Genomic DNA, 11,912 nt, shown 5'->3' on the forward strand with positions numbered 1-11,912 from the left:
TTGGTTTTATAAGCAAAAGTGCTATTGTGTACAATTTTGATGTTCAGGATAATGAAAATTATTTTGTTACTGAAGATGGGGTGCTGGTGCATAATGGGTATAAGGGGCTTGAACCTGGTACTCCAGAACATAAATTAGCGAGATGGGAAGAATACCAAAAAAATGGCGGCAAATGGGATTATGATCGTTGGAGTAAAACTTATGATGCCAATTTATTAAATGCTAAAAATGGAAATGCTGCAGCAGATGCATATCATCAGGAACTTGGCTGGGGAAAAAGAGAGGTAACAGTTGATGTGGATGGTCAGGCAAGAAGATTGGATATAGCTGATGTAGATGAGATGCGGGGTGTGGAAGTAAAATCCGGAAATTATTTCTCAAGGACTGAGGAAATCCGATCTGAAATAGCACGTGATAAAAAACTTGTGGAACAAGGTTGGGATATTGAGTGGAGAATAGAGGGGGGAGCAAGCCAACCACTGCTGGATGATTTGAAGGAAGCAGGAATAACTGTAACACACAAACCATAAATTATTTAAACAAAAAAATGAGCGAACAAAGACTTAAACTAACTAGGGATGATTTTGAAGAATGGTTGTTTTCCCTCCCAGATAAACAACAAGAATTTAGAACCTTATTTTTAGATAAAACAGGTATAAAACTCGATTATTCAATATCAGCGCTTGATGATATTGAAGCCTGGTTGCTAGCTAGTTTCGAAAAGAAAGAAGACTTGTTAAAAGAAGACAATAAGCATTTATTGGATTTGATTGTGGGCTACGTGGGAGAAATTTTTAGGGAAAATTTGAATGCTAAATGGGGTATTGACCTTGAAAATGAGAAAAACGCATATTTTAGGTTACCCATAATTATGAATGATCAGATGTCGGTTCCGGTAGCTCCACATACACTTGTTACAGCGTCAATTGGAAGGAAAAAAGGAAATTTTATATCAACCGTACTCAAAAACACAATTAAAAATCTAAATAATCACTAAGCTTTTCTATCGGTAAATCTTAAATCTCTCAACTCGTTTACCGGATAAAAGACAAATAATTGTATATCACGGTGTAAAACAGTACGACCTATTTTAGGAAATATGAAATATTAATCCGACTCAGATTGTTAAAAAATTAATAAGATGAATAAAGAACAATTTGAAGAAGAATCACAAAATATCTTTACCAGAATGGTCGAATTGGCATTCGAATTTGTGGAGCGGAATGTTATAGATATTGATAGGATATATCTTTTTGTTTCATTAGAAAATGGCTATTTTTTTAATGTTATTATAAAGTGAATGGACATTATACCGAATAAATAATGTCAACAAATATGCTGAAGAGCAATTTGATCTTTCAATAGACCGGAGGTTCGATATGCTAGATCTTGGAATTGAAGACGCAGAGGTTATAATTTTTTCTGCTGTTTGAAGGTTATCCTGGCAATATTATTTTTTCTTTATTATAGCTTTCATCTGGCCGTTTCAGTAACTGATTATGGCAAAGTTTATATCGCCGAGGTTGAGTTTTGAATAATGAAAATCATAAACATTTCGTCGGTAGTTCATTTTCAGATTTTTTAGCTGGATTTTACAATGAGGATTAAAAATAATAATCTAACTGCAATAATATTAAGCATTTTTGATAAGTACCTAAGGGGGGGCTTTTTTGTTTAATTCATACCTTAAATAATCAGTGACTAATTGATGGATATTGAATTGCAGTTAAAAATGTTGGTTTTATAAGCAAAAGTGCTGTTGTGTACAATTTTGATGTACAGGATAATGAAAATTATTTTGTTACTGAAGATGGGGTGCTGGTGCATAATGGTTATAGAGAGAATTTTTTTAGTGAAAATCCTTCTCAGAAAGGCGATGTTGTAGTTCATCACGCTGTGGAGCAACAGGTTTTGAAAAAATATCCTGGATTGTTTACAAAAGCTGAATTAGATAAAATAGAAAATTTAAGAGGAATTCCGAAAGATGTAAATAATACATTGCATTTAAGTACAATTAGAGTTGCTTGGAATCGTTTTTATAAACAATATCCAAATGCTACAAAACAAGAAATTCAAGATTTTGCAGATGTCATTGATAATCTTTACGGATCTCAGTTTAATCCGCCATTAAAATAATAATTATGAAATATATAAAAATTGAACCGGAAGTAATTGTAGGATTGGGAGAGGATACTAATATTGATACATCTACTATCCCGCCAGTTGTAAAAGAATTACATATAAATTTGGAAGATTGGTTAGGAGATGATTTAATGGAGAATTACCCTGTTTTTATTGTTACTGAACCCCTGAAATCTAACTTAGAAACTACAGCATATTCAGGTTATAGAATTGAGGATTTAAAACTTACTTTCGATGAATATTTTGAAAATAATTATAGGTTGGAAAAAGAAATTCCGAAATTTTATTGGATGATTGTATCAGGAATAAAAGGAAAAGATGATTTTTATATTGATAGCTCTCAGGTTCTAAATGTATCATCTCAAGCGTTTTCATTTTTGAAAAAATTTAATTTAAAAAATGCTGTTTTTGAAGATGATGCTACAAGCAAAGAAGTTGACAAAATCTTTGAAATTTTTGAAAAAAGAGAAAAAAAATAATTAGTTAATTAAAATGGTATGTCCACAATACTTGTTATAGCATCAATTGGAAGAAAAAAGGGGAATTTTATATCTACTGTGCTCAAAAACACAATTAAAAATCTAAATAATCACTAGGCTTTTGTATCGGTAAATCTTGAATCTCTCAACTCGTTTACCGGATAAAAGACAAATAATGGTATACCACGGTGTAGAACAGTACGACCTATTTTAGGACTTATGAAATATTAATCCAATTCAGATTGTTAATAAATTAATAAGATGAATAAAGAACAATTTGAAGAAGAAACACAAAATATTTTTACCAGAATGGTCGAATTGGCATTCGAATTTGTAGAGCGGAATGTTGTAGATATTGATGGAATATATGTTTTTGTTTCATTAGAAAATGGCTATTTTTTTAATGTTTATTATAAAGTAAATGGACATTATACCGAAATAAATAATGTCAACAAATATGCTAAAGAGCAATTTGATCTTTCAATGGACCGGATGTTCGATATGCTGGATCTTGGAACTGAAGATGTAGAGGAACTGAAAGCAGTTTTCGAAAAGTATGATGAGGAGGTACCCAAATCTGTGAAACTATATTATAATCCTAAAACAGAAGGCTTTGAAGCAAAACTCGGCTATGAGGAGTTATTTACCGGTGATAGTGAAAAAACGGCCGGTAGTGTTTTTGATGACTGGCTTGCTGAATTAAGCGAAGAAAACAGTTGATTTTTGATTAATGTTTTTAAACCTTATCCTTCAACAATAGCTTAATTACACTTTTTAAGGCTGGATTACGGTTTGATTCTTTCCAGATCATGTACAGCTCAGTTCTTTGTGGGATATGTGTGAGCTCTACAAATTTCACATTTTCCTGATACCCGTATTGCAAACCGGTAGGTACAATGGCAATACCCAGGCCTTCTTCTACCAGTTTGAATATGGTTAGCGCATTAACCGATTTGTGATAGGTTTTGGGTTTAAAACCATGATCTTCACAAATGCTCATCATCAGGTCGTAATAAAAAGGACTGTCGTCGCTCGAGAAAAATATAAATGGCTCTTCGCCAAGTTGTTTCACGGCTTCAAAACCTGCTTCTTTCATCGGGTGGCTTTTAGGTAATACCAGCGAAAAAGTATCCTGATGGATCATGTATTTAGAAATGCCCGGCTTAAATTGCTGCATCCTTACAAAACCCATATCGAGCATATCTTTTTCCAGTAATTCAACCTGCATTTTGTTCGGCATTTCATCCAGATTGGTCCTGATTTCCGGAAAATCTTTATTCAGCTTAAAAATTACTTCGGGTACAATTTTCTGTGCCGCAGAGCCTAAAAAACCAATGCGAAGTTCGCCCTGTTTACCTTCTGTAATGTTGGTAAGCTGTTTTTTGATGTTCTCGATATGGCTGAACAAAAAATCAACTTCTTCTTTAAGATACAAACCTGCTTCGGTAAGCGTTACCTTTTTTTTGTTGCGGTCGAAAAGCGGAGCGTTAAAAATTTCCTCCATCTGTTTTATCTGCCGGCTCAGTCCCGGTTGCGAAATAAACAGCCGGTCGGCAGCTTTTCTGAATTTCAGTTCCTCTGCCAAAACCTGGAAATATTTTAAATGCCTAAGCTCTATCTGATAACTCATGGTTATTACATGATGATGTAATTGGTATTTATAGGTATCAAATATAGGGCTTATTTTTGTTTAAAACCTTTATGATATGAGTGTGCAACAGATTTTTAATTACGGAACAGATCATTTAACCGCTAAACTGGCTTTGGCGATTAGCAATGGTGAAATCAAAGGCGTTTTGAGCGAAAGCACACGCGAAAAAGTGCTTGAGAGCAGTAAAGTAGTAGAGCGGATTGCCGTTTCAGGTAAAGCTGTTTATGGTATCAATACCGGTTTTGGACCGCTTTGTACTTCTATGATTTCGGCTGTTGATACCCGTAAACTGCAGGAGAATATTTTAAAGAGTCATGCTGTAGGTGTTGGCGAACCGATTGATACGGAAATTTCGAGATTGATGCTGGTTCTAAAACTACAGGCTTTGGCGCAGGGTTATTCGGGCATTAGGGTAGAAACACTCGACCGGATGATCTGGTTTTTAGAGGTCGGCGCTACGCCAGTGGTTCCGAAACAGGGTTCGGTTGGTGCTTCGGGCGATCTCGCTCCTCTATCGCACCTGTTTTTACCTTTAATCGGTTTAGGTAAGGTGCATTATAAAGGTGAAATTATTGCTACAGCCCAACTTTTAACAGCATACCAGATTCAACCCTTGCACCTCGGGCCAAAAGAAGGTTTGGCTTTGATCAACGGTACCCAATTTATTGCTGCACATGCGGTAAAAGTAGTGCAACGGCTTGAAAACGTACTCGATTCGGCCAATATTATTGCAGCCATGATGATTGAAGGTTTGAAAGGATCAGAAAAACCTTTTCATGCACAGCTGCATCAGCTAAGGCCATATCCGGCAAACATTGCGGTAGCCGATCAGGTTCGCAAGCTCTTGCGGGGTTCTGAAATTATGACCTCACATGCCGATTGCGAAAAAGTGCAGGATCCTTATTCGTTAAGATGTATTCCGCAGGTGCATGGTGCTTCCCGCACGGCATGGTTACATCTAAAAGAAGCACTGGAAATCGAACTCAATTCGGTGACTGATAATCCTGTAATATTTAACGACGAATTAACCATCAGTGGTGGTAATTTCCATGGTCAGCCATTGGCCTTGCCGCTTGATTATGCTTGTTTGGCTGCTTCCGAAATCGGAAATATCAGCGATAGGCGTATTTACCTTTCATTGGAAGGGAATACACCGGGCGTACCAAAACTCCTGATGAAAGAAACCGGTTTAAATTCAGGTTTTATGATTGTTCAATATACGTCGGCGGCTTTAGCCAGCGAAAATAAAGGACTTTGTTTCCCTGCCAGTGCCGATAGCATTCCAACCTCTTTAGGTCAGGAAGATCATGTAAGTATGGGCTCAATAGGAGCACGTAAAGCTTTGCAGGTAATCGAAAATGTAGAAAAGATACTCGGTATTGAGCTTTTCTGCGCTGCACAGGCTGTAGATTATCATTATCCGTTAAAACCCGGCAAAATATTGGCCGCGGTGCATGGTTTTGTACGCACCGAAATTGATCATTTTGAGGAGGATCAGATTATGTACGATCGTATGGAAAATGCTATCCAAATGGTAAAAGATGGAAAAATCGTTGCCACTGCAAGCAAGGCAGAAAAGGAATTGAATTAAGAATTTAAAATTGCAGCAAATGGATTTTAAAGCACAAATATTGGCAGGTATTCCTTCGGTTTTACCCGCAAAAAAAAACAGGAATGCACAGTTGAGCCATGCGCCCGTTAGGAAAGCGGTTTTAAATGCCGAGGAGAAAAAGCTGAGCATTAAAAATGCCCTTCGCTATTTCCCTAAAGCGTGGCACCAGGAACTTGCACAAGAGTTTTTGCATGAGCTGGAAAGTTACGGACACATTTACATGTACCGTTTTATGCCAGATTATACCATTTATGCAAGGCCAATAGCCGAATATCCGTCTCAAAGCCCACATGCTGCGGGCATTATGTTAATGATCCAGAATAACCTGGATCCGGCTATTGCGCAACACCCTGAAGAATTGATTACCTATGGTGGCAATGGTAGCGTGTTCCAAAACTGGGCGCAGTATCTCATTACCATGCAATACCTCGCGGTAATGACCGATAAACAAACGTTGAACATTTATAGCGGTCATCCACAGGGTTTATTCCCTTCCGGTACCGCTGCTCCGCGTGTGGTGGTAACCAATGGGATGATGGTGCCCAATTACTCTTGTCCAGAGGATCTTGAAAAATTTAACGCCTTAGGCGTAACGCAATACGGCCAAATGACCGCTGGTTCTTATATGTATATCGGTCCGCAGGGCATTGTGCACGGTACAGCGATTACTTTGATGAACGCTTTCCGTAAGAAAGGTTTCTACGGAGAAGACGTAGCTGGTAAAATATTTTTAACAGCGGGTTTAGGCGGCATGAGCGGCGCCCAAACCAAAGCCGGCAATATTGTGGGTTGCATTACGGTATGTGCCGAGGTAAATCCAAAAGCAGCAGGCAAAAGGCACGAACAGGGTTGGGTAGATGAGCTGATCGATAATTTAGATGAATTGGTTAAAAGGGTCTCGCTTGCCCAAAAAGAAAAGGAAACAGTATCGTTGGCTTTTATCGGCAACATTGTGGATGTTTGGGAGCGTTTCGATCAGGAAAATATCGAAATCACCATTGGTTCTGATCAAACCTCACTTCACAATCCATATTCGGGCGGTTATTATCCGGTAGGATTAAGTTTCGAAAAGGCCAATGAAATGATGGCTAATAGTGCCGATCAGTTTAAGATTTCCGTTCAGTATTCATTGAAAAGGCAAGCGGTCAGCATTAATAAACACACGGCAAAGGGAACATACTTTTTCGACTACGGTAATGCTTTTTTACTCGAATGCAGCAGGGCAGGGGCCGATGTAATGTCGACAAATGGAGTTAGTTTCAAATATCCATCTTATGTTGAGGATATTTTGGGCCCATTGTGCTTCGATTACGGTTTTGGTCCGTTTAGATGGGTTTGCGCTTCGGGAAATGAAAAAGATCTTGATATAACCGATCGCATTGCGAAAGAAGTGATGGAAGAAATTAAACTTACGGCGCCTTCAGAAATACAGCAGCAGTTACAGGATAACATTAACTGGATTGTAGCTGCTAAGGAAAACAGGTTGGTAGTAGGATCAAAAGCAAGGATTTTGTATGCCGATGCAGAAGGTAGGGCGAAAATTGCACTCCGCTTTAACGAAGCCATTAAAACTGGCGAATTATCGGCCCAAGTGATTTTGGGTAGGGATCATCACGATGTAAGTGGAACAGATTCGCCTTTTAGGGAAACGAGTAATATTTACGATGGAAGTAGGTTTACGGCCGATATGGCCATCCATAATGTGATTGGCGATAGTTTTAGGGGTGCAACCTGGGTATCGATCCATAATGGAGGAGGCGTTGGCTGGGGCGAAGTAATTAACGGCGGATTCGGTATGGTGTTGGATGGAACGGTTGAGGCGGCAGAAAAACTGCAGAATATGCTTTTTTACGATGTAAATAACGGAATTGCCAGGCGAAGCTGGGCACGTAACGAAGAAGCACGTTTTGCCATTGAACGCGAAATGCAACGTACCGGGACTTTAAAAATCACCATGCCAAATATAGTTGATGAAGAGGTGATGGATGGTTTGGGGATAGGTTAGGGTTGTAGAAAAAATCATTGTTGTCATTCTGAACGCAGTGAAGAATCTTTATGTATTAAAGTCTTGGCTTGAATAAAAAGATTCTTCGTTGCACTCAGAATGACATATAAAAAACGTCATCTCAACCTAAATGTCCTGAATATTCGGGAGAGAGATCTATCTTGCATGAAAGACCCTGAAACAAGTTCAGGGTGACGATCGCATGAGGAAAATGAAGCTGTAAACCTCTGTGTCCTCTGTGAAAATCTCTATGTACTCGGTGGTTAAAACGCGAATAGTTAGTTTAAAGGCAACGTAAAGTGAAATACGGAACCTTTACCTTCTTCACTTTCGGCCCAAATTTTACCATGATGCCTTTCTATAATTTCGGCGCTTAAATAAAGCCCAATCCCGAAACCCGAAATGGTATGGTTACCTTTTACGCGGTAATAACGTTCAAACAGTTTATCAATATCTTCGGGTTTTATACCGATGCCTTCATCTTTGATCTGAACTTCGACTTCTTTATCGGATAATTGGCAGGTTACTTCGATTTTAGTCCCATTATCTGAGTATTTCAATCCGTTACTGATAAGGTTTGATATTACATTTCCGATTTTGTCGCGGTCGGCATGGATCGTTACTTCACAAGTTGGATTTAATATAATCTGATGCGAAGATTGGGAAATATAGGTTTCCTCAATGGTTTCTTTTAGCAACTCGTCTAAGTTAAAATCCGTTTTTTCGATCAATAATTTGCCCGATTCCAGTCTCGATACATTTAAGAAGCCGTTAATCATGGTGGTCATTTTCCTGATCTGGCTATGCGCTTTATCTAAGGCAATAATGGCATAATTATCTTCATCTTTTTTGGCTTTGCGCTGCAGAACCTGTACAAAACCGTTAATAGCGGTTAAAGGTGTCTTTAGCTCATGACTCACCATGCCGATAAAGTCGTTTTTCCGGAGTTCATCGAGCTTTTGCTCTGTGATATCAATAAACAATCCGGAATATTCGGTTGCATTTCCATGCTGATCTACAAACACCCTTCCGGTAGCCCTTACCCATTTTTCTTCACCGGTAATTAAATTGTTGATCGGATATTCGGTATCGCTCGATGAATGTGTGGCCAATGCATTTGTTAAGGCGGTATTTACCATGCTGTGGTAATCGGGGTTGATGGCCTGCATAATGGCTTCCATTTCTGCCGGTTGATCTAAAGGAAGACCCAACAAGTTTTTAACAAAACCCGACATGCTTATTTCAAGCGTTTTTGGATCAATGCTCCAGGTACCCATTCTACCGGTTTCTATCGCCTGACGTAATTTCTCCTCACTATCAGATAACCTATTCACATATTGGATCAGGTCTTCGTGGGTTTGTGCAAGTTCTTCGTTGGTAGTGGCCAGTTCCTCATTTGCTGCTGCCATTTCCATATTGATATCCTGAAGTTCTTCCTGGTAAAGTTTACGTTCTGTAATATCCGGACTTACAGTAGCCATGGCAATTACCTCATCGTCTGCTTCATTTTTAATGGCAAAACCATTCCATTCAATCCAAAAAGGTTTTCCGGTTTCTTCATTCCAGAAACGGATTTCTTCCCTGAAATTCCGATTGTGCTGAATGCCCGGGAATAGTAATTCTGCTGTTCCTCGGTCCTCGGGGAAAACACAGTCTAAAATTGTTCTGTTGGTGATACTTTTCCAGCCCAGTTTTTTTATAGCCGCAGGATTTAGGTATTGGATAGATAAATCCAGATCTACCAGACCTATAAATTCAGAGCTGGCTTCAATCAGTTTGCTCAGGTTTAAGCGCTCCAGTTCAATTAATTTTCTCTCCGTTATATCCACACACGAACTGATATAACCTGCAAAAGATCCATCAGCATCGAAACGCGGTGTGGCACTGGCCAATAACCAACGGTATTGATCATTTTTATCGAGTATCCTTAACTCACCCGTAAATGCAGTTTTTGCATCAAAGGCATCCAGGTAGATATTGAGGTATTTATCACGGTCTTCCGGATGGATCAGGTCGGCCCAACCAAAAGCCAATAAGTTTTCGATTGATTTACCTGTTAAATCCGTCCATGATTTATTAAAATAAACTGCATTTCCATTTTCATCACCAACGCCGATAAAAATATCGGTGCCCTCGGCCATGGTTTTAAAGCGTTTTTCGCTTTCCGAAAGTTGGTTAAAACGTTCTAAAACGCGTAATTCCAATTCGTTATTTAAAACATGCAGCCTTTCCTGCGTTTCCTGTAGTTCTTCGTTTGTGGCAACAAGCTCTTCGTTGGTTGCAGCAAGTTCCTCCACTGTGGCAGCCAATTCCTCGTTTAAAGCCTGTTCGCGTTCCAAAGCTTCTGCCTTTTCCCGTTCCCTTTCTACCGCTTCCTGCCTTAGCACGCGCTCACTTACATCAATTGCGGTGTGTAAAATACAGATGGTTTTTCCTTCATGATCTTTTACTGCACGGTACTCAAAATCAAAATAGAAGGTCTGTATTTTACCATCGATTTCGAGGTCTGCCGCTGTATCTTTTCCTGAAATTACCAGCCCTTCCAGCCACACCTTTCTGAACATTTCGATAAATGGCTGACCTTTTAACTCGGGAAGGGCATCTTCAAGCGATTTACCGATCACACGCCTATCCTTGCCCCAGATTCTTAACATGGCATCGTTTGCAGCCTGTATTATAGCCGTTTCCCCAACATGTACCGCTGTGGCAGTATGGGTTAAATTAAAAACTTCTAATAATTGATCGTTGCTTAAAAGATGAATGGACTGACTCATTATGGGACTTTATGGGATAATCTAAAATAAATATTCTACCTGATTTTCAAAATAATTTATGGCACATATACAAGCGTCGGATGTAGACTATATACTAACCATAACCTCCTTAAAAAGGTTTTTAATTACATGAATTTCAGTAGCGTACTGTGTGTTTTTTCTACAGCCAAAATATAAGGTGTTTTTTAGCGGAGTGCTACCTTCCCAAATTACTTTAATTTTTTCTTCTTCTACCTCTTTTTTGCAAAGAAAATCGGGGATAATGGCCAAACCCTTTCCACCCGACAGGCAGCGTACGATGGAGTTGAGGTTCGGAACGATATAATTTGGCCTAAAATCGGCCCGTTTCCCAAAATTAAGTTGCCAAAAGCGTAATAAATGCTCCATATCACCTGCTGTGCCGTACCATTTCTGCTGTTTCAACCATTCTTCCATAGCGGTTAAATCATTTTTTTTGGCCAGCGAGGTGAAAACCTGTCCATCGGTTTCTATTCCACCTACCAATACAATGGTTTCAGATGAAAATGCCTCATGTTCTATATTGGGCGAATTCCCCTTTTGCGGGGTAATAATCAGGTCCAAAATCCCTTTGTCCAGTTGATCGAGCATTTCGGGATATTCGCCAAAACGGATAATTACATTAAATGGAAGGGTAGATATATATTGCTCCAAAGTGATCTGAAAGGTTTCGAAACACATGCCCACACTAATGGTTGGCGTATGTTTCTCCGTACTTTTTTGAAAATGTTTTTCGGCATCTTCGAGTTTTGCAAGCGGCTCTAATATAAAATTATACAGTACTTTTCCTTTTTCGGTAGGGATCATTTTCCGGCCCGTACGTTCGAAGAGTTTATAACCTACATAACTTTCTAACGAACTTAAATGTAAACTCACTCCGGGTTGCGAAATAAACAAACTTTCGGCTGCACCGGTTAAAGTGCCAGTTTTATAAATCGCCTTAAAGCTTCTGTACCATTCTAAATTAACCATAACTTTACTATTATAATTCTGATACAAAGCTATGAATTAACTTGTTTTAATAATAGGTATTGCCTGATTAATTTTGTCTTATCAAAATAGAAAAACGAAATGACAAAAATATTCATCATCAACGGGGGACAAAAATTTGGACACTCCGGTGGAAAATTCAACGAAACAATAGCTGATGCAACAGCCGGTTTCTTTTCTTCATTAGAAGATTTCGAAGTTAAAACAACCAACATCAACCACGATTACGATCCTGCTGAAG

Annotated in this window: 10 protein-coding genes; 7 read left to right on the forward strand and 3 right to left on the reverse strand. The window is 38.7% G+C overall.

Features of this window, described 5'->3' with window-relative positions; translation table 11 throughout:
• The 5 genes from B2V92_RS04500 to B2V92_RS04520 all read left to right on the forward strand — a co-directional run.
• A partial coding sequence (locus B2V92_RS04500) for a hypothetical protein (RefSeq protein ID WP_293305100.1) occupies positions 1-530 on the forward strand: 530 nt, incomplete at its 5' end.
• Between the two features lie 17 nt (positions 531-547).
• The gene (locus B2V92_RS04505) at positions 548-997 is read left to right on the forward strand and encodes a hypothetical protein (protein WP_293305101.1); all 450 of its coding nucleotides are present in this window, start codon (positions 548-550) and stop codon (positions 995-997) included.
• A 764-nt stretch (positions 998-1,761) separates the two neighbouring features.
• The gene (locus tag B2V92_RS04510) at positions 1,762-2,136 is read left to right on the forward strand and encodes a hypothetical protein (protein WP_293305103.1); all 375 of its coding nucleotides are present in this window, start codon (positions 1,762-1,764) and stop codon (positions 2,134-2,136) included.
• Positions 2,137-2,141: 5 nt separating this feature from the next.
• On the forward strand, positions 2,142-2,621 hold the full coding sequence (locus tag B2V92_RS04515; RefSeq protein WP_090764716.1) for a hypothetical protein: 480 nt from the start codon (positions 2,142-2,144) through the stop codon (positions 2,619-2,621).
• Between the two features lie 261 nt (positions 2,622-2,882).
• Complete coding sequence (locus B2V92_RS04520) at positions 2,883-3,341, forward strand: hypothetical protein (RefSeq protein WP_293305107.1); 459 nt, start codon at positions 2,883-2,885, stop codon at positions 3,339-3,341.
• 16 nt (positions 3,342-3,357) lie between these two features.
• Here B2V92_RS04520 and B2V92_RS04525 read toward each other — a convergent pair whose 3' ends face one another.
• On the reverse strand, positions 3,358-4,251 hold the full coding sequence (locus B2V92_RS04525; RefSeq protein ID WP_293305108.1) for a LysR family transcriptional regulator: 894 nt from the start codon (positions 4,249-4,251) through the stop codon (positions 3,358-3,360).
• A 76-nt stretch (positions 4,252-4,327) separates the two neighbouring features.
• Here B2V92_RS04525 and hutH point away from each other — a divergent pair, with 76 nt between their 5' ends.
• Complete coding sequence (hutH, locus tag B2V92_RS04530) at positions 4,328-5,863, forward strand: histidine ammonia-lyase (RefSeq protein ID WP_293305110.1); 1,536 nt, start codon at positions 4,328-4,330, stop codon at positions 5,861-5,863.
• Between the two features lie 19 nt (positions 5,864-5,882).
• Positions 5,883-7,889 carry a urocanate hydratase gene (locus B2V92_RS04535; protein WP_293305112.1) on the forward strand — a complete coding sequence of 669 codons (2,007 nt, stop codon included), beginning with the start codon at positions 5,883-5,885 and terminating at the stop codon, positions 7,887-7,889.
• Between the two features lie 278 nt (positions 7,890-8,167).
• On the opposite strand, the gene B2V92_RS04540 is transcribed toward B2V92_RS04535, so the two are convergent.
• Together B2V92_RS04540 and B2V92_RS04545 are read right to left on the reverse strand one after the other, a co-directional pair.
• Positions 8,168-10,663: a PAS domain S-box protein gene (locus B2V92_RS04540; RefSeq protein WP_293305113.1), complete on the reverse strand. Its 2,496-nt coding sequence runs from the start codon at positions 10,661-10,663 to the stop codon at positions 8,168-8,170.
• An 87-nt stretch (positions 10,664-10,750) separates the two neighbouring features.
• Positions 10,751-11,653: a LysR family transcriptional regulator gene (locus tag B2V92_RS04545; RefSeq protein WP_293305114.1), complete on the reverse strand. Its 903-nt coding sequence runs from the start codon at positions 11,651-11,653 to the stop codon at positions 10,751-10,753.
• Positions 11,654-11,912: the final 259 nt, after the last annotated feature.

Source organism: Pedobacter sp. UBA5917, assembly GCF_002432345.1.
Lineage (GTDB): Bacteria > Bacteroidota > Bacteroidia > Sphingobacteriales > Sphingobacteriaceae > Pedobacter.